This window comes from Cytobacillus sp. C11.1 (assembly GCF_058145115.1).
This window is the reverse complement of sequence record NZ_CM176935.1, coordinates 2,886,332-2,904,796: the sequence shown is the minus strand read 5'-3', so window position 1 is coordinate 2,904,796 and position 18,465 is coordinate 2,886,332. Positions and strand designations below refer to the sequence as shown.

Annotated in this window: 16 protein-coding genes; 4 read left to right on the top strand and 12 right to left on the bottom strand. The window is 40.5% G+C overall.

From position 1 onward, the window contains the following. Positions 1–183: 183 nt before the first annotated feature. The 5 genes from AC3ZVC_RS14470 to dnaN all read right to left on the bottom strand — a co-directional run bounded on the left by AC3ZVC_RS14470 (position 184) and on the right by dnaN (position 5,226). Positions 184–693: an RNA polymerase sigma factor gene (locus AC3ZVC_RS14470; RefSeq protein ID WP_490063926.1), complete on the bottom strand. Its 510-nt coding sequence runs from the start codon at positions 691–693 to the stop codon at positions 184–186. A 6-nt stretch (positions 694–699) separates the two neighbouring features. After that, positions 700–2,943: a sensor histidine kinase gene (locus tag AC3ZVC_RS14465; protein ID WP_490063925.1), complete on the bottom strand. Its 2,244-nt coding sequence runs from the start codon at positions 2,941–2,943 to the stop codon at positions 700–702. After that, the gene (locus tag AC3ZVC_RS14460) at positions 2,921–3,613 is read right to left on the bottom strand and encodes a response regulator transcription factor (RefSeq protein WP_490063924.1); all 693 of its coding nucleotides are present in this window, start codon (positions 3,611–3,613) and stop codon (positions 2,921–2,923) included. Before AC3ZVC_RS14460 ends, AC3ZVC_RS14465 begins: the two co-directional genes overlap by 23 nt. A 197-nt stretch (positions 3,614–3,810) precedes the next feature. Further along, positions 3,811–4,080, bottom strand: a complete 270-nt coding sequence (locus AC3ZVC_RS14455; RefSeq protein WP_490063923.1) for a hypothetical protein — start codon at positions 4,078–4,080, stop codon at positions 3,811–3,813. A 15-nt stretch (positions 4,081–4,095) separates the two neighbouring features. Next, complete coding sequence (dnaN, locus tag AC3ZVC_RS14450; protein WP_490063922.1) at positions 4,096–5,226, bottom strand: DNA polymerase III subunit beta; 1,131 nt, start codon at positions 5,224–5,226, stop codon at positions 4,096–4,098. Between the two features lie 593 nt (positions 5,227–5,819). On the opposite strand from dnaN, the gene AC3ZVC_RS14445 reads away from it, so the two are divergent. After that, positions 5,820–6,161: a hypothetical protein gene (locus AC3ZVC_RS14445; RefSeq protein ID WP_490063921.1), complete on the top strand. Its 342-nt coding sequence runs from the start codon at positions 5,820–5,822 to the stop codon at positions 6,159–6,161. 194 nt (positions 6,162–6,355) lie between these two features. Here AC3ZVC_RS14445 and AC3ZVC_RS14440 read toward each other — a convergent pair whose 3' ends face one another. Both AC3ZVC_RS14440 and AC3ZVC_RS14435 read right to left on the bottom strand, forming a co-directional pair. Next, the gene (locus AC3ZVC_RS14440; protein WP_490063920.1) at positions 6,356–6,919 is read right to left on the bottom strand and encodes a maltose acetyltransferase domain-containing protein; all 564 of its coding nucleotides are present in this window, start codon (positions 6,917–6,919) and stop codon (positions 6,356–6,358) included. Between the two features lie 162 nt (positions 6,920–7,081). After that, a complete protein-coding gene (locus AC3ZVC_RS14435) occupies positions 7,082–8,500 on the bottom strand; it encodes a hypothetical protein (protein ID WP_490063919.1) in 1,419 nt (472 codons plus the stop codon). Positions 8,501–8,809: 309 nt separating this feature from the next. On the opposite strand from AC3ZVC_RS14435, the gene AC3ZVC_RS14430 reads away from it, so the two are divergent. Both AC3ZVC_RS14430 and AC3ZVC_RS14425 read left to right on the top strand, forming a co-directional pair. Beyond that, the gene (locus AC3ZVC_RS14430; protein WP_490063918.1) at positions 8,810–9,739 is read left to right on the top strand and encodes an ABC transporter ATP-binding protein; all 930 of its coding nucleotides are present in this window, start codon (positions 8,810–8,812) and stop codon (positions 9,737–9,739) included. After that, a complete protein-coding gene (locus AC3ZVC_RS14425; RefSeq protein WP_490063917.1) occupies positions 9,699–10,862 on the top strand; it encodes an ABC transporter permease in 1,164 nt (387 codons plus the stop codon). The genes AC3ZVC_RS14430 and AC3ZVC_RS14425 overlap by 41 nt, the downstream gene beginning before the upstream one ends. A gap of 131 nt (positions 10,863–10,993) precedes the next feature. On the opposite strand, the gene AC3ZVC_RS14420 is transcribed toward AC3ZVC_RS14425, so the two are convergent. Then, positions 10,994–12,001, bottom strand: a complete 1,008-nt coding sequence (locus AC3ZVC_RS14420; protein ID WP_490063916.1) for a DUF3231 family protein — start codon at positions 11,999–12,001, stop codon at positions 10,994–10,996. Positions 12,002–12,173: 172 nt separating this feature from the next. Further along, on the bottom strand, positions 12,174–13,340 hold the full coding sequence (locus AC3ZVC_RS14415; RefSeq protein WP_490063915.1) for a TraB/GumN family protein: 1,167 nt from the start codon (positions 13,338–13,340) through the stop codon (positions 12,174–12,176). A gap of 228 nt (positions 13,341–13,568) precedes the next feature. Between AC3ZVC_RS14415 and AC3ZVC_RS14410 the strand changes: the two genes are divergently transcribed. Beyond that, the gene (locus AC3ZVC_RS14410; protein ID WP_490063914.1) at positions 13,569–14,195 is read left to right on the top strand and encodes a metal-dependent hydrolase; all 627 of its coding nucleotides are present in this window, start codon (positions 13,569–13,571) and stop codon (positions 14,193–14,195) included. 29 nt (positions 14,196–14,224) lie between these two features. Here AC3ZVC_RS14410 and AC3ZVC_RS14405 read toward each other — a convergent pair whose 3' ends face one another. The 3 genes from AC3ZVC_RS14405 to AC3ZVC_RS14395 form a co-directional block, all read right to left on the bottom strand. After that, positions 14,225–14,671: a GyrI-like domain-containing protein gene (locus AC3ZVC_RS14405; RefSeq protein WP_490063913.1), complete on the bottom strand. Its 447-nt coding sequence runs from the start codon at positions 14,669–14,671 to the stop codon at positions 14,225–14,227. A 275-nt stretch (positions 14,672–14,946) separates the two neighbouring features. Next, a complete protein-coding gene (locus AC3ZVC_RS14400; RefSeq protein ID WP_490063912.1) occupies positions 14,947–15,159 on the bottom strand; it encodes a helix-hairpin-helix domain-containing protein in 213 nt (70 codons plus the stop codon). A 13-nt stretch (positions 15,160–15,172) separates the two neighbouring features. After that, the gene (locus AC3ZVC_RS14395) at positions 15,173–18,382 is read right to left on the bottom strand and encodes a DEAD/DEAH box helicase (RefSeq protein ID WP_490063911.1); all 3,210 of its coding nucleotides are present in this window, start codon (positions 18,380–18,382) and stop codon (positions 15,173–15,175) included. Between the last annotated feature and the right edge of the window lie 83 nt (positions 18,383–18,465).

Genomic DNA, 18,465 nt, shown 5'->3' with positions numbered 1-18,465 from the left:
ATTCTGATAAGCGAATACCCTGCTAAATATGATTTAAACTTATTTTTTGAATATTCTATTTTCGGTCAATAACGAAAACGTTTGGCTCCTATATACAGGTAGCATCTCAGATCAAAAAAGTTCTTTAAACATGAAAAAGAGAGCAGCTAACCCCAGGGGATTGTCTGCTCTCTTTTTCATTATCTATGCACTCATCTGCACGATCATTTTCAGCTGCTTCCTCGCCCTGAAGATTCTCGTTTTAACCGTAGAGGGTTTTAAATTAAGAATACTTGCAATTTCATGCTCTTTTAAACCATGGTCGACCTTTAGGAAAAGAACCTCCTGATAATCACGTGTCAGCTGTCTTATTGCCGAGTTAATTTCTTCAGCCATAAAGCCTGACTGCACTTCCTGCTCGACGTTTTGCTTTGTTTTTATTCCCAGGCATTCAATCATTTCCTGCTCCATTGGGATGGCTGTCTTCCTCTTTTCTTTTCTGATAAAATCAAGGGCAGTTCTCCCAGCAATGACAGCGAGCCATGCTCCCACTTTTTGTTCATCGTGTATCGTTTCAGCTTTTTTCATTGCTTTTATAAAAGTCTCTTGGACGACATCCTCCGCCATGTATGCGTCTCTTGTAATTGAAAAGCTTATATGATAAAGGCGTTTATAATGCAAGCTGTAAAGCTCTGAAAAATCGATCCTGTTCATCTTCATTTACTCCTCTAACTTCAGTGAAATAGAGACCTTGAATAAATCACCATCTGTATCAATATCCAGACTGCCCCCATGGAGATCGACAATCGATTTTGCTATGGCAAGTCCAAGGCCTGATCCATCTGTGTGCCGTGACTTATCGCCTCGTTTGAACCGCTCAAAAAGTTCTTCACTCTGGTCATTCAACTCGTATTTTGAAACATTTTTAAACGTAATGACTGCCTGGCCTTTAACAGCAGCGATTGCAATATAAACGCGTGAATTCTCCAATGAGTACTTCAGGATATTGCCTATTAAGTTATCAAAAACACGCCATAGCTTCTGACCGTCTACATGAGCGAGTACCGGCACACCTGGATTTGTGACACGGAAATGGAGATTGGATTCAGTGATTGAGTTATCATGCTCAGCAAGTGCCTGCTGAAGCAATTGCACAAGATCCACTTTTTCCATTCTCAGCTCAATATTCCCGCTCGCCATCTTTGAAACTTCGAATAAATCATCAATTAATACTTTTAACCGCTGGGATTTCCGGTCAATAATCTCCAGATAAGCTGACCGGTCCTCTCCAGAAACCTCGCCTGATTTTAAAAGCTCGGTATACGTAATAATAGAAGTTAATGGTGTCCTTAAATCATGGCTTACATTTGTAATAAGTTCCGTTTTCAGCCGCTCGCTCTTTGCCTGCTCACTTAGGGAAGTTTTTACACCTTGTTTAAGGACATTGATATTGCCTGCAAGTTTGGCCAGCACATTTTTACCGCTAATCGGCAAATCCTGACCCATGTGGCCGGAAGCCAGCTCGTTGGTTGTTTCAACAATTCGGTTGAAATAGCCGATGCGTTTTACAAGAGCCATCACCAGCGGGATGCCAATAAAAGCCAGAATAAACAGGTAAAAAAGCGCAAACAGCGGATGGAATAACATGATGATCGAGCCCATGCCCAATCCAAAAATCATTCCAAGCATCACAAACAGCTGCGTGCCGGTGCTTCGGTTAAAAAAGGCTTCCCTTAAGCTGTTAGCTGTTTTAACTGCAACGTTATTTAATACCAGCCAGATGTTATAAAGAAGGCTTTTTTTCCACGCATTTTTTATATTTTGCCAATCCTTGAACTCGTCTGCAAGATATTTTCCTTGTACAAATGCGAGGCCGCAAAGCCCAGATGCACCTATTAAAACAATGATCATTTCAATTGCATCAGAGGAAATCTCATAATTAAACATGAGTAAATCTTTTAAAAGAAAAAGTGACAGCACCGCACCTATGGCAGTAAAGCCAAATAGTGCAATTCTTATGTCAATCGGAAGTTTGTTATATAACGGCCGCCATCTTTCCATTTCTTCCGTGATTGCCTTCGATTTTCTGCTGGCAATCAAAGCGATGATCAGTGCTGCAATACTAGCTCCCACATATATTAATAAAGCAATCTGCTTTTGTTTAAAATGGCTGTTCTGTATGACAAACATGTTTGTGTCCGGCAAGCTTTTTGCCAATCCTATCTGGCCAACAAAAGAACCGCTATTTGTTTTGATTAATGTTTGGGCAAGATCTTCATATCCTGGCATAACAAAATTTATGAAATACCCTTTATCCATGCTGTAATCAGTCAGGTATAACATGTTTTTTTGGCTCATTTGGTCTTTTACAGATTCATCTTTTGATAGGTTTAAATTCGTATATACTTTACCTGTTGCTGTATCTTTAAAATAGTAGGTAAATGAATTTTCGAATCGTTCATATTCATTTCTAAGGTTTTCCCTGTCTTTAAAATACGCCTCTAATCGCTTTTCTTTTTCTGCTTGTACCTTATTCCGGACATGTTCATCACTCTCAAAATTCTTGGTGATATCCTCTATTTTTTTGGTCCTTTCATCCGTGAAAAATTTAACCAGTTCATCATTATTAGCGTCCTTTGCCTCTTGAATCCTTTGTTCATATTGGCTTTTAATATTGTCGATTTGCTCGGGTAAACTGCCATAACGGTAACGGTGCTCATTAATATCTTCTTCTGTAACCGTTATTGCTTCTTTCGCTTCCTCTCCAGAAAGATCATTTAATTCAAACATGCTTAAGTAACCTGCAAATTGGTCAATATCACTTCTGAATTGAGGTGTATGGAAATAGTCAGGGTTCGTGTATTCAGAACCATAACTCAATAGAGACAAAATTCCGCTCAATCCAAATGCAAACAGGATTGTGATGATTGCTATAATAAATTTATTTTTCCATCTTGTATCCAATACCCCACACCACCTTTAGAAATCTCGGATTCTTCGGATCAATTTCGATTTTTTCACGGATTTTACGGATGTGCACCGCCACTGTATTTTCCGCGTTATAGCAAGGCTCGTTCCAGACCCGCTCATAAATTTCATTTATGGAAAAAACACGTCCTGCGTTTGACATAAGCAGCTCTACAATTTTGTATTCTATCGGCGTCAGCTTCACCGGCTCTCCATTCACCGACACTTCTTTCGCTTCTTTATCGAGCATAAGGCCGTTTAAGTCAATCACCTTTTTGATGCCCTCAAAGGTTCCGAAAGTCACATACCTGCGCAGCTGCGATTTAACCCGTGCAACAAGCTCCATCGGATTAAATGGCTTGGTGACATAATCATCCGCCCCTACTTGCAGACCTAGAATTTTATCCGTATCCTCGCTCTTGGCGCTTAAAATGATGATCGGTATGTTCTTCTTCTCGCGAATTCTATATGTAGCCGAAATTCCGTCCAGCTTAGGCATCATCACATCCAATATAATCAGATGCACCTGCTGCTCATTTAAAATTTCCAGTGCTTCTATTCCATCCTTGGCTTTCAGCACGGTAATCCCCTCATTTTTAAGATAAATTTCGATTGCATCCCGGATCTCTTTTTCATCATCTACTACAAGCACATGATAATGTTCCATATTCCCCCTACTTTCCAGCGGCTCGTTTTCATATTTTTATATTAAACGTAAAATCTTAACATTAAAGTAATAGAAATCTTAAGAATTTCTTAAGATTAAAAATCATTTCTTAAGTTTTTAGGCGTGGTTCTATTTTATAATGGGTGGAACTGGAAAAATAGACTTGTAATCGAAAGGCAGCAAAAAAGCACCGCTCATCAGCTATTTTTGCTAATGAACGGTGCTATAAATTTTCTTCCGATCAAAACGATCGGAAGCAGCATCGTTACTAAACTCGAAGCAAGGAACCCAATTGCATAAGAAGGAATACTAGCCCTAGGAACCCTATCATTAATCTCAAAGCCCATAAAGTGAATTCCTATGCCATTCCCATCCACATTGTCTCCTAGAGACCATAAACCAAAACCTTTAAATGCTAAAGTAACCGTAAGGAAAACAAGAAAACTCAATAATAATATCCGATTCATCCGGGACCTCCTTACTTAGTAAGACCGCACTGGCGAAATAAGATGAAGATAGGAATCATTGCCGACCGGCTCTATCAAAACCGGCCTCATTGAACTTCCAAAGCTTAATCTAACTTCTTCTTCCTGGATTGTCTTTAAAGCTTCCATTAAAAAGGTTCCATCCAGTGAAATGGATAATGCTCTTTCACCGCTAATATCATTTATCTTTTGAGTTTCTTCAATAAACCCTATTGCCGAAGAATTAGAGGAAATTCTTAATGTTGAGTCCTCTTTGATCTCCAAATGAACATTATTATTTTTCCATTCACCCGCAAACAGACTTGCCCGATCAATCCCCTTTAAAAGCTGATTGGTATTCAAAGTAATAACCGTCGCAGCCTCCTGGGGAATAAGGCCGGAAACATCCGGATACCTGCCTTCAATCAGGCGTGAGTAAAATAAAATGGTTTCAGCTTTAAAGAGAATATAGCTATCTGTTAGAAATATATGTATTTCACCGGCTTCATGATTCATTAACTTGACGAGCTGATGGAGGCTGGAGCCTGGAACAATAAAAGAGCCATAGATCGTGCAATCAATCTCAGTTTCCCTTAATGCCAAACGATGTGAATTAGTTGCTGCACATGAAAAGCGGTTTTCCTTAAAAGACATATGGGCACCTGTCAGTACGGGCCTTGATTCATTCTTGGATGCAGCAAAAGCAGTTTGCTTAATGATTTCCATTAGTTTTATAGCTGGAATTTTAAAATGCTCGGCATGTTCCATTTGCGGAAGTTTGGGATACTCTTCAGGGGGGAAGCCATTTAGGTTTGTAAGAATGTCGTCTGATGTGATGGTCATATGCTGCTCTTCGTCTACTTTAATATGAATGTCACTCGGCAATTTCTTCACAATTTCATTTAAAAATTTTGCCGTTATAACAGCATTTCCGGACTTAAAAACCTCCAGGACTTTCACTCCATCAATGACTGCTGGAATGACTTTTTCTATGAAAATATCCGAATTGCTGCAGGTAAGTGTTAAACAATCGTTTTCTGCGGCAACTTTGATGCCCGTTAAAATGGGAAAAGGCGTCTTTGAAGATACCGCTTTACTTACATCTGCAATGGCATGATTAAAAAATTCGTGCTTTACCTTAAATTCCATCTATACCCCACCCTATATTAATCAATAGGATATTTATTCGACAAAATTCCTGAAAATCCCTTTTTCTTCATTTGTTTAACTTCTCTTTAAAGACTTATTCTCTTCTATCATTATGCTGTTTTCACAATCTTTGTTGCTTTTTAAACGAGTAATGGGGAGTGGTTGATTTCCGCTCCAGGATGCTCGCTTTCCGCGGGGTGGGCGGTGAGCCTCCTCGGCGCGCAGCACCTGCGGGGTCTCACCTGTCCCACTCTTCCCGCTGGAGTCTCGCACCTTGCTCTCCAATCAACCAACCTTATTTATCAATGTTTTTATTTACAAATTCTTTTTTTAAAAATAACCTTTTAGAAAAGAGCCTATCATTATCACATACTGACCATCAATATTGTTACGCTTGCAACGAGCACAATGCCACTTTGAGTCATTTTAATCACTATTTCAAATTTGTTTAGGGTTAAACGAATTATGGCAGGATTAGAAACCTTTTTAACTAAGCAGAAAAATTTCAGATATTCTACTTTCTGCATAATATTGTTTATTCTTTTAACAAATGGGAATTATGCTTAATAATCTCACCGACAAGGAGTGACCATATGTCTAAAAACAAATACAAAGACAAGGCTATGAACGCTGTTAGTAAAATAACAGCAAATTTAAAAGGTAAGTTCTTTGAAATGGCAGATATACCCTCAGTTTCAGTTAAGCAGCTGGCCGAATTCATTCAGCAGCATCCTGACACACAAATATCAAAAAAAGAGCTGCTCGGAAACACATACACTTTTTATCGGCTAAAAGTAAATGAGGATTTTCTTTATATGGAAACCAACAATGACCGTATCTTGCAGCTCGATGGCTCTTCGCATGGAAAACAATTTGTATCCTATCGATCATACCGGGATACTTATGATTTAAATAATCCGATGAAATTAACCTAAATAAGATGCGAAAATGAGCTCTCTCTTCTGGAGAAGCTCATTTTTTTACGGCTATTTCGAAAGCATGTTCATCATCCCAAACGTTATATAGATCTATTTTAAAATAGGTTAAAAATACTGTAGACAAACCCCATTTTCATCGAGTTTGTCTTCACCCTGACTTTACCTCCTAGGAAGTAAAGCATCTTATTTACTTAATTAATCTCAATATTTTTAATTATTTTTGCCGGGTTGCCGCCTACAATCACATTCCCAGGGACATCTTTGGTGACGACAGCACCAGAAGCAATAACCGCATTGTCGCCTATATTCACTCCAGGATTGATGATAGCTCCCCCGCCAATCCAGACATTATTTCCGATTGTTACAGGCTTCCCAAATTCCCTGCCGGAATTGCGTTCAACCGGATTTAGCGGATGAGCAGCCGTATAAATATGTACTCCCGGGGCAAGCATGCAGTTGTTTCCTATCCGCACCTCGCATACATCAAGAATCACACATTCGAAGTTGGCAAAAAAGTTTTCGCCCACATGGATGTTGTAGCCATAATCACATCGAAAAGCCGGCTCCAGAAAAAGATGATCACCCGTTGATCCAAACAATTCTTTTAGCAGGCTGATCCGTTTATCCCCTTCAATCTCTGTTGTTTGGTTAATTAATCTAACAAGGCGCCTTGCATTTTCACGATCCCTTAACAACTCCTGATCTGCTGGATCATACATTTCGCCGGCCAGCATTTTTTCTTTTTCTGTTTTCATAAATACATCCCCTATTATCAATAACTTTCCTTTATGAAAACAGGTTTATGGGAGAAATACAAGTTTTATCCTCGAAGTTATCATTTGATAATCATAGACAGGACTTATATGCGAACCAAATACTTTTGATCAGCTATGAAGCAGAGTAAAGCTTCCGCTTTCTTACCCTATTTCCCTTCTGCTCCTCAATTGAGTGTAAATTTGCTGATAGGCAGAGGCCTCTTGAACCATTCCTTTTTGCTGATACATTTTGCATAGTTGCCATACAGGGTCCGGGTCAGTTGGTTTGAGTTCCATTTCCCAGAAGAAGCATTCGATGGCTTGATCATACTGGCTGAACTCTGCATAATATTGGCCTAATTCCATCATTCGGTCTGGATCCTCCAATATGGCTGCCATTTTATTGATTTTTCGGATGGCCAGGCTGTGCGGGAACTTTTTTGAAACTGGCTTTAGTTTAGCGGAAACTTCCAATACATCATGCCCCTCCATCAGTTTGGCAATCAACTGCAAAATCCGCTGTTCCGTTTGCATCGGCTCATCTTCCTGGTCGATCTGCTGGAGGAGAAGCAAAAATTCATCCAAATTGGATGCGACAAACTGGGCATCCAGGTGTTTTCTCAAATCATTTAGAACCTTATTATATTCATCTGGCAGATCCTCGATAAATGGGAACAAATAACCGGCAGCTTTCTCCAGCTGTCCATTTCTGATCAATTCTTCAATAAACCCAAAAGATTGCTGTACACCTTGAAATGGATTTATTTTTGCCTGAGATAAAGCAGCAATCCAATTATCCAGCGGTATATAATGCAGCGCGAGATCCGTATTGCTTTCCACGGACTCTGGCGTAAGGTTTTCTTTATCTTCCATCCAAACCAGCAGCCATTCTGCATATCGTTCCTGATTTTTCAGCAAGGTTTCGAGCATTTTATGGTGATTGGGATCTTTGCGCTTTGCGAAGCAGTAAAATTCTGAGTACAAGGGATCCTTTTGATGGATGGCTGAAATGGGTGATGAGTTATAGAAGTTGGCATATGAACTGAACTCGCGGGTGTTGAGGATATCTCTCACTGTAACTAAGGAAGGTGAAAGGTCAGATAATATATGGATGGATTGAAAGGCCTTTAAAAAACTGCCGTTTCTTCTAAAGTGGAAAAAGATTTTTTCGATGGTTTTACTGAGCTGTTCTTTTGAAAAAAAAGAATCGAGAGCAGCAGCTATGCACGGTATTTCGAGGAGGGAATAATTGCGCTGAAGCATCGTGAAGAGCTTATTTTTTGCAGGGATGGTTAAGGGTACAGCTTGATATAGACTGGATATTAAGGGGTGGTTTCTTTCTAATACAATTCCTTCTTTCATCGCTTTATCTATGAAGGTGCCTTGTTCAATGTGTTCAATCAGATCGCCATAAATGAGGTTGTTTTTGTAGAAAATGAAATAGTATTTTTCCTTAAGCTTTGTCTCGACCTCTGCAACCTTAAATCTTGCGAAAAGCGCAGTCCGGATCACTACTCCATTTTTTATGGCTTTTTTCGATTTAAAAGTTATATGGGTTGGCAACATTTGTTCATTTTTCATGCTACACTCAGCCTCCTATAGAATCGGATGGAAAAAGGTAAGGAAAATGTTTCTTTAGATTCATTATACGCCAACAGATTTCAAAAAGCGACCGTCCCAGAATGCAATGGGACTAGTCAGTTCTTCAACGACCATTCTTCCCAATGTTAACCAAATTTTGTCATCAGCTATTTATTAAGTTTATTTGAAAAATGAATTTTTTCATAGTCACAAACGTATTAAATAGAAGATTAATAAATTTTTTGGGTGGTGCACATTCAACACCTCTCTTCATCCAACCCAGAAGCGCCATGAAAGCGAGGAAGAAGGATGACCGTTTTAGAAGTGAGGAATCTGCAAAAATCGTTCGGTAAAATACGGGCGGTGCAGGACATTAGTTTTTCAGTAAAAGCCGGGGAAGTGTTCACAATTATCGGTCCAAACGGAGCTGGGAAAACGACGACATTGGAAATGATCGAAGGTTTGGTACCGCCCGATGATGGAGAAATTTATTTTGGCAATCTTAACTGGAACAAAAACGCTGTGGCCATTAAAAAGAAAATTGGCGTCCAGCCCCAATCGAGCGCCATGTTTGATTTATTAACACCAGAAGAAAACCTAAATCTTTTTGCTTCCTTTTATGATCATGCCAGGCCTGCTGATGAAATTCTCGAGATCGTAAATCTAACTGACCATCGTAAAAGTCAGGTGAAAAAGCTTTCCGGCGGCCAGCGGCAAAGGCTGGCTATAGGCCTTGCGCTGATCAGTGATCCGGACATTATTTTTCTGGATGAACCGACAACCGGCCTGGATCCCCAGGCACGCAGAAATATTTGGGATATTATTCTCCACCTCAAGCAATTAGGCAAAACCACCATTCTAACCACTCATTATATGGAAGAAGCCGAAAAATTAAGTGATCGTGTGTGCATCGTGGACCAAGGCAGCATTATTACTCTGGATTCCCCTTCTGCTCTCATTGAGAGACTAACAAATGAGCGCGAAATTAGATTATCTTTCCTTGATGGAGAGAATGCTTCAGAGGAAGCTGACCAGTTTTCCAGGAACCTGGATTCTGTCGCAAGAACTGAGCGTGAAGGGGCTTCCTTAAAAGTCTGGGCCGTTAAACCGGAGGAGACACTATTGGACCTGTTCAAGTTCACCAAGGAGAAATCGTATCAGGTGGAGCAGGTTTCCATTCGGGAAATGAGCCTTGAAGATGTTTTTATTGCTTTTACCGGCAAGGAATGGAGGGATTAAAATTAACCATTTCCATCAATTTAAAATGATGCTTTCAGCTCAGTTAAAATTGACGCTCCGTGAAAAACAGGCTTGGTTTTGGGGTATCTTTTTCCCCGTCATCCTGATGGTTATTTTTATGGTAATCTTCAGCGGAAATTCAGATGAAGAGTTTCAATCTGAGATTGCCATTGTAGATTCCAATCCGAACCCTGCTTCGGGGATGCTGTTAACGCAAATAAGCGGCCTTCCCGTATTTGACGTGAAATCCGGCAAGCCTGTAAGCCGGGAAAAAGCAGAGGATTGGGTAAAAGAGCAGGAGGTGGATGCAGCCATCATCCTGCCCGAAACAGCAGATGCCTCTTCTGTTTTGCTGATCGTGAATAAAGAGGATGAACAAGGTGTCGAAACACAAGCTGTTTCCGGCATACTGGATAATTTTGTGCAGCAGGCCAATTTATTTGCTGCCGGTGCAGATCCTGCCTATGAATTAAAATTTGAATCCGTTTCTTCAGGGAACAATGAATTAAATTATACCGATTTTCTTTTAACCGGCATGATTGCTTTATCCATCGCTCAAGGCGGAATGTTTGGAATGGTTGACCTCGTTGAAATGCGCAGGAAAGGATTAATCAAGAGACTGCGGATGACGCCTGCAAACATGGGCATATTTGGTTTAAGCGATATGGTCATGAGATTGCTGTTCAGCATCATACAAATCATCTTGCTATCATTAATAGGTGTCCTCGTCTTTGGTGCCAACCTTTATATAAGCCCTATTAGCCTCGTCGTTGTATTCCTAATGGGAGCCTTATCCTTTAATGCTCTTGGCTACTTCTTTTCTTCTTTCAGCAAAACGACTGAAGCCTATATGGGCGTTGCAAACATTGTCAGCTTCCTTATGATGTTCTTAAGCGGCGTGTTTTTTCCGGTTGAAACGATGCCTGAATGGCTGCAGCCAGTCTCCAATATTCTTCCTCTTACCTATTTTGCTGACGGACTAAGAGAAAGCATGGTATATGAAACAAGTATAGTTTCTGGCTCACTATGGCTTGGTATTGGCGTGATGGTGATTTGGGGAGCCATCACTTTCATTCTGGGATCCTGGCTGTATAAAACAAAAGCAGTAGTAGCAGACAGATAAACGAAAAAGTGTTAGTTGCATACTTTAGACAACTAACACTTTTTTGATTTTTACTTTTAACTGCTCAGACCATTAAAAAATACAATATTCATAAAGAATCAGCTTCACGTCATACTTTGATTCCTCAAACTTTAATTCTTTGCCAAACCTTCATGATCTATCGCCATAGGGGGCTGTTCAAACCAGCCATTGTCAATTAATAGATTCATCCCGTCTTCAGCTAATACTCCAATTTCTATAATCATTCGTGCGTAGCTTGCGGACAAGTCCCTCCGCTGGACCATAGACATCGCTTCACCATAATATCCAACAGCAGAAGACAGCAGGGTTGCTATATGATACAGCATGAGCTTATCTGAAAAAGGAGGGATGGTTGAATCAGTTACCTCCGCCTCAAATGTCCTTGGCAAATTCAAATAAGATTCTGTTAACATCCCAGAAAGGGTATCAAGCTGTTTGCGGCAAAGCAGTTTGGCTCTTTCCAAATATTTTTGAACATCTTTTGATTGGGCTACTTGGCCAAACCCTAATTCTAAAACGATTTTTGCCATTGTTTTCTGTATATTTAGATAGACTCCGCTGATTTCGACTGCATTAATAGGCCTTCTCTTTCCAAGCCATCCGGTTAAATAATTTTGTTTTTTTATAAAATCAATTTCCTGGTGGTTGTTTAAAATCGGCGGCTTTACAATAATTCCTTTATCGATAAGGACATCTGTAGAACGGTCATATAATTCCATCGTTTCATTTATAACCTGAATCATATATTTCCTAATGTCCGTCCGGATAGAATTGGCCAAAGCACCAGCATATCTGGTTCCCCCGTGTATGGACATTATATGTATATATACACCCATAAAAGTATCGGTAAATAATAACGGTGCATCCACTTTGACATCTTCATCAGTAAAACCAATCGGGATGGGATAATTCTCTTTTGTTAAAAATTCATTGATTTTTCTTATGTGGCTTTCTGATAATTTAAGGGCATATTCAAGTACTTTACGAACCTTTTTATCATTAATATGATTTAAAAAAAACCGCAGGATACAAACGGATAAACTGTCATTAATGTATTGTGACCAAAGGGTTGCGAGTTCGGCTGCAGTAAGTTTATCTTCATGGTTTCCGTTCAGCATTGCTTTGCCTCCTGCCATTTTTGTCTTAAATAGTATTTCCGAATCCTGCTTGTTTATTAATAAAAAAACGTAAAAATGAATATAACGTTTTCCGTAAACTTTAAAATCAGCACTAAATAATTTTATATAAAATAAAAAAGGATGAAACCTAATGTTCCATCCCCAAATCAATTTATAAATTATCCAAAAACACCCTAATGACATCTGCCCCGCCAATAAAGGTACCAAGTGAGCTGCCCAGATTAGCAAGCACAACAATAAGCAAAATGCGGCTGACCTTGTTCTGCCAGAAACCTTTTACACTAAAGACATCTTCCGAAAGGTTTTCAAAGTCTTTTACACTTGGACGGCGGATGTAGGCTTGCACAAGACCTGCAAACCAGCCTGCGGCGAGCAGCGGGTTTAACGATGTAATTGGCGCTGCCACGAAGGCTGTCAAAACCGTAAGCGGATGCCCCATTGCAATGGCCGCACCCAGTGCTGATAACGACCCGTTCCAAATAATCCAGCTTATGGTCTGCGCAAAACCTGCAGAAGGATTCGCATAGAATGTGTAAGCAATGATAGCTAGAATAAATACCGGAATGCTCCACCCAATTATTTTGGGAAGATTGGATTTAGGCGGCCGTGCCGTCAAACGAGCCATATCCTGCTCTTTTTTTATTTCCTCTTTAATCCCAGGTACATGGGCTGCTCCCAGGACTGCAACGATTTTTTCACCTGGTGCATCTTTGATTTTTTGCGCCAGATATTGGTCCCGCTCGTCAATTAAAGGTGTTTTTAATCGCGGAAAAGACTCCGTAAATTCATTCAAAATTGCATTGATCGTATCCTGGTTTTTCATTTTTTCCAATTCTTCTTCTGAAATCGTATCTTTACTGAAGATGCTGGCGATCACCTGGCTAAGCAGGAGTGCCTTCCCCTTTATGCCGAGATTTCCCCAAATCCGTGCAAACGTAATCTGGATGTTGCGGTCAGCCAAGACGAGTTTGGCTCCGGTTTCTTTCGCTGATTCAATTCCCTGAATCATTTCCTGTCCAGCCTTAATGCCAAATTGATCGGCCATGCGGTTTTGAAAAGACGAAATAGCCAAGTTCATTAAAAGGAGTGAAGCTTTCTTTTCCTTTATAACCTGAATAATGTCCATTTCCTTCCACTTGCTGCCTTCAGTAATGGATTGATACCTCTGTTCATCCAATTCTACACAAACAGAGTCTGGCTGCTCTGCTTCAATTACCTCTTTTACCTGCTCTGCACTGTGCTTTGAAACATGTGCTGTTCCAATCAATATGTATTCCTTGCCATCTAAATGAATTCTCGTTATGTTTTCCTCAGCCATAAATACCTTCCTTTTAAAAAAAACAAATTCTTGCAAACGTAAAAGCTACAATCTTATGTATGCGTATTTATTCATTATACCACGAACCTTTCTAGGAATGACCAAGATAATTAGCCCAATCGGGAAGAAAGAACTAAATTAAGCAAAAACCTAAACAGAACAAATGTTTTGTTATAAAATAATAGAGCATGAAAAATATGCAAATATCTCATAAAGGTGGAAAAAATATTGAATGGTACCGCCCATGCAGCAATCGGAGCAGCAGCAGGATACGTGGTTGCGAACACTGTTCATGCCAGCCCATCCGCAACACTTGTATTGGTGGGTTTAGGAGGAGTGTCCGGATTAATTCCCGACTTGGATATTGATGGGAAGCTTCGCGACCGGATCACCTTATCACATGAAGTGGTTCAGACAGTTTCCCAGCTAATCGGAATTTTAATGATTATTTACAGTTTTTATGAAGGAAACTCCAAAGAGAAATGGCTTGGCATCATCATAGGTTTAGGGATGGTTGCCATATCATCGCGCATCAGGCAAAAACATATGCTCACCATTACTGGAATAGGCGTCCTGGCAGGCGGGTTTTCCCTCCAGGAACTGTGGCTGATATTGTTTGGGATTTATATTTTAATAGCTTCATTTGTTTCTCACCGCAGCTATACCCATTCCATAATTGGTGTTATTTTCTTTGGCTGCATCGCTTCAAGATTTGAAATGTCAATTGGGATCAATGGGGTTTTTTATACCTGCCTTGCAGCCTACATAAGCCATTTGATCGCCGATATCAAGATGCTGCCATTTAACAAACGAGGGATTAAGCTATTTCTGCCCATCTCTTCCAAAGAAATATAATTGGGATGAACCGCTCAGAACCTGAGCGGTCATACTTTAATTGGAATATAAACCTCCACGTCCTCTTCATTATTTTCCACCGGGTAATAAACTTCAACAATATACACCTCAGCCGAAGGATATTGAACATCTTGTTCCCCAATCCACTTGTCCAATTTTCTGTACAATTGTTCTATCTCTGTTAACCTTCCCCTAACCATTGCATAGGAATTCTTTGCCTGTATGTACTCCGTTCCCTCTGGGAGCGGCTCAGCCTTGCCATTCACAATTACACCTACATAAAAGGTTCCTTCCAAATGGCTTTCATCTTTCTTAGGTTCATAAATGGAAACCTCCACACCTGTACTGTTCGGTATATCATGTACCATCTGCAAAAAATGCTGTGCCGCCTTAGGGACCAATTCAGCATAATCTTTAAAAAGTCCTTTGTTCCTCATCACTGCTGCTTCAAATTCCTTCAAAACCACTTTACACATTCGAATTACCTCCAAGCATGATAATAAATCAATATACCTTTCTCTAAAATTTGGAATTTTCCTTTCTTTATTTGGCAGGCTTAGAAATTTATCTAACATGATCTCTGGTTTATCTAACATGGTTGGAGTTTTATCTAGCATGATTTGAAATTTATCTAACATTACACACAATATGACCGCGAATAGAGATTAATAAATCCCAGCTAGTTTCATGACTCTTTTTTCCGCTGCGACCCCTAACATAAAAAGACGCGCCATTAAAGACGCGTCCCTTCTCATTCCTCTGCAAATGCTAATCCTTTTTCAGCCATAGCCTTGCGTAGTTTCTCCATGGCATTCGGCCCCATTCCATGCAGCTTCAAAATGTCAGTTTCAGTGGCACCTGCTAGCTGCTCCAGCCGATAAAAGCCAGCACCTTCCAGCGCCCGTTGAGCTGGTTTTGCAAGCTTTACTGGCAGGTCATTCTCTCTGATTTGCTTTTCCGGCATCTGTATCCTCCTTTTAAATCATTAAAATTTCACGGATATCTTCTTCAGACAGACCCTTCGCTGCTCTGTCATCCGAATCGATAATTTCTTCAATAAGGTTTTTCTTTTTGTCCTGCAGCTCATTCATTTTTTCTTCAATCGTTCCGCGGGCCAGCAGTTTAATAACATGTACCGTATTTGTCTGGCCCATCCGGTGTGCCCGATCGGCTGCCTGTTCCTCCACAGCAGGATTCCACCACAAGTCATATAATATGACTGTATCTGCGCCGGTCAGGTTAAGGCCAGTTCCACCAGCTTTTAAGGAAATGAGGAAAAAGTCCCTCTCTCCTTCATTAAAGCGGGAGCAAACCTCGACTCGTTCCTCGGAAGGTGTCTGCCCATCAAGATAGAAAAACGGCAATCCTTCCAAGGCCAGTTCTCTGCCAATTAAATCAAGCATTTTCGTAAACTGTGAAAAAATAAGCACCCTTCTGCCTGATCGTTTGGATTCTTCTATAATTTTTTTGAGCTGCTCAAACTTGGCCGAACTGCCTTTATAACCCTCAACAAACAAAGCAGGGTGGCAGCAAATTTGCCGAAGACGGGTTAACCCGGCAAGAATCTTGATGCGATTTTTCCGAATGGTATCCTTATTAAGATGCTTTAAAGTATCTTCCCTTAGTTTTGACAAGTAGGCAGCATACAGTTTTTTCTGCTCTGGCAGCAGTTCAGCAGAATCAATAGATTCCATTTTTTCAGGAAGCTCGGTAAGTACATCCTCCTTCAGCCTCCTCAGCATGAATGGCCCAATCCTCCGTGCAATTGTTTTCCTGCTCAAATTACTATAATCCTTTAAACCCTGAAATAATTCAGGAAACACCACATGAAAAATAGACCAAAGTTCCTCGAGCGAATTCTCAACCGGGGTTCCTGTCAGCGCAAATCGATTGTTAGCCTGTATCTTCTTCACTGCTCTCGCTGTTTGTGTTACCGGATTCTTAAACGCCTGTGCTTCGTCAAAAAATACAGTATGGAATTCCTGGACTTCGTACCATTTAATATCTTTAAGCAGCAGCGGATAAGAAGTAATAACAACATCAATGCCAGTAAAATCCTTCTGCAGCTCTGCCCGTTCACGAAGATTGCCATCTATTACAACCGCTTGAATCTCCGGTGCAAATTTCATCAGTTCGCTTAACCAGTTGTACGTTAAAGAAGAAGGGCACACAATTAAAGCGGGACGTTTCGTTTGACGGATAGCAGGAAGCTCTGAGCGAATAAACGCAATACTTTGCAGGGTTTTGCCTAAGCCCATATCATCCGCCAAAATACCGCCAAAACCATAATGAGCCAATGTCTTCATCCATCGATAGCCATGCTTCTGGTAATCCCTGAGAACCGTATCCAGGCTTTCCGGCACTTCGATTTGCAGGCTATCCGGGTTTTCAAGAGTGTCTAAAAAAGCACGGAAAGACTCCTCCTGCCTAAATGTATCCTGATCTCCAACCGTATCCAGCATTCTAAGGCCCTCGACAAACGGCATATTCAATCCGCTTTCCAGGTCTTCAGCCTGATCTGGTACAGCACTCAAAAACCGCTGGATTTCTTCAAATTCCCTTGCTTCCAAGGAAAGCAGCGAGCCGTTTCGCAGTCGGTAATATTTCCGTTTTTCTTCTAAAGCATATAGAATATCACGTATTTCCTGATCGGCGATTCCTGTCATTTCAAACTTGAACTCCAACCAGTTGGTCCGCTCTTTTTTCATTCTTATCCGGATTTGCGGCTTGGTGTTTTCTCTAAAAATTCGATTTCTGACGGCTGTAGTAGCATAAATTTGCAAGAGCTTTTGCAGTTTCGGGACAACATGATAAAGAAATTCATATTCAAGCTCTTCATTTTGCAAAAAATAGCCGCCGTCCGTTTTCGCAAATGAGCTATCCTCCATTAGCTGCAAAATCTCATCTTCCTTTTCAACATCCCGAATAATCCTTGCTCCGCCTCGTGGTTCCCTTCTTTCCAGAGGATTAATCACAATATTTTCATAGTGAAATTCCAGGCCGGCAAGGAGGCGATTTTTCACCCTGTCCAGGTAAAGCCTGGCAGCCAGCGGAGTTTTCATAAACTGGTTAGCCATTTCCTCAGAAATTTGGACTTCTCCTAACTTCCTTAAGCCCGGGACTACTTTTTCTAAAAAAAGTTCCATTTGCTCTGCAGCGATCGGAATCATATTCTGTCCGGCCGCCTCAAACATTTGTGTGAGATCGAACAGCCGTTGGCAATCCTCTTTTTTAAGCGTGATAAACTTGCCGCCGTATAATACGGAACAGTAAGAATTCAGGACAAGCAAACGGTCATGTCCCTTCATTTTCAAATAATATTTCCGATGGACTTCAGTTAATTCAAACCGTAAAGGCAATCCTTCCTCTGAAAAATGAAGCTTATCAAAGGTCTTTCCTTCAATCTCAAGCTTTATTTTTTCCGCATGTGCAATATATGGCTTTAGCCGCTCCCATGATGATGGCGGTATCAGCAGCATGTGCTTGCTCGCAGTATAGTCAAATTCGTCCAGCAAAGCATTCACATAAATCGATTCATCATGTACAACCTGGATCAGCTGCTGAATAACGGCATCCGTCTGGGCTGAAAAACAATGCAAATTCGAATCATACGTAAAAGTTAGGGATAACAAACATGGTTTTCCCTCTTGTACCGATTGGAGAAAGTTACGAATATCAAGTACGGGGGTGTTTCCGATTTTTAACTTTATAGCGAACAAAAATTGACCCTTTCCCAAATACACCGGCTGGCATGTATATTCGGAATCCAGCATTTGTCTGTTTTCAAAATGCAGCTGATGTCCGCTCGACCTGACAGGAGAACCGCTGAAAAGCGTCAATAATTCGTTAGTAAGTATATTTTCTTGCACGTCACCCTTTTGTTTTTCCAAAATCTCTGCTCCCTGCTGCTGCCGTTCATTAATAGCCAGCAGCACTGCAGCAGCATGCTGACATTCTTTATCGAACGATGCCAGCTTCGGACAGCTGCATGAAGTTTTAAAGCTGTTTCCCGAATCCTTTTCAACCGTGACATAAAAATCTTCCACTCCAGCCACCGTTGCTTCACAGCGATCAGGATTATATTCATTAACACTTACTTTTTTATTCCGAAAAAAAGCGTCCCCTCTTTTGAAGGAGACTGTGCCGCACATTTCTTTTATCATTTTATGAGTTATTTTAATATCCACAAGCAATCTCCTTCCAGGGAAAAGATATAAAAATTGTACCATAAGGAAGGAGTAAAATTCAGCAAATGGACAAGCAAATAAAA

What these genes read in the sequence shown, in the direction of transcription:
- AC3ZVC_RS14470 (WP_490063926.1), bottom strand. Translation starts at nt 693, where the DNA reads ATGAACAGGATCGATTTTTCAGAGCTTTACAGCTTGCATTATAAACGC.
- AC3ZVC_RS14460 (WP_490063924.1), bottom strand. Translation starts at nt 3,613, where the DNA reads ATGGAACATTATCATGTGCTTGTAGTAGATGATGAAAAAGAGATCCGG.
- AC3ZVC_RS14455 (WP_490063923.1), bottom strand. Translation starts at nt 4,080, where the DNA reads ATGAATCGGATATTATTATTGAGTTTTCTTGTTTTCCTTACGGTTACT.
- dnaN (WP_490063922.1), bottom strand. Translation starts at nt 5,226, where the DNA reads ATGGAATTTAAGGTAAAGCACGAATTTTTTAATCATGCCATTGCAGAT.
- AC3ZVC_RS14445 (WP_490063921.1), top strand. Translation starts at nt 5,820, where the DNA reads ATGTCTAAAAACAAATACAAAGACAAGGCTATGAACGCTGTTAGTAAA.
- AC3ZVC_RS14440 (WP_490063920.1), bottom strand. Translation starts at nt 6,919, where the DNA reads ATGAAAACAGAAAAAGAAAAAATGCTGGCCGGCGAAATGTATGATCCA.
- AC3ZVC_RS14435 (WP_490063919.1), bottom strand. Translation starts at nt 8,500, where the DNA reads ATGAAAAATGAACAAATGTTGCCAACCCATATAACTTTTAAATCGAAA.
- AC3ZVC_RS14430 (WP_490063918.1), top strand. Translation starts at nt 8,810, where the DNA reads ATGACCGTTTTAGAAGTGAGGAATCTGCAAAAATCGTTCGGTAAAATA.
- AC3ZVC_RS14425 (WP_490063917.1), top strand. Translation starts at nt 9,699, where the DNA reads ATGTTTTTATTGCTTTTACCGGCAAGGAATGGAGGGATTAAAATTAAC.
- AC3ZVC_RS14420 (WP_490063916.1), bottom strand. Translation starts at nt 12,001, where the DNA reads ATGCTGAACGGAAACCATGAAGATAAACTTACTGCAGCCGAACTCGCA.
- AC3ZVC_RS14415 (WP_490063915.1), bottom strand. Translation starts at nt 13,340, where the DNA reads ATGGCTGAGGAAAACATAACGAGAATTCATTTAGATGGCAAGGAATAC.
- AC3ZVC_RS14405 (WP_490063913.1), bottom strand. Translation starts at nt 14,671, where the DNA reads ATGTGTAAAGTGGTTTTGAAGGAATTTGAAGCAGCAGTGATGAGGAAC.
- AC3ZVC_RS14400 (WP_490063912.1), bottom strand. Translation starts at nt 15,159, where the DNA reads ATGCCGGAAAAGCAAATCAGAGAGAATGACCTGCCAGTAAAGCTTGCA.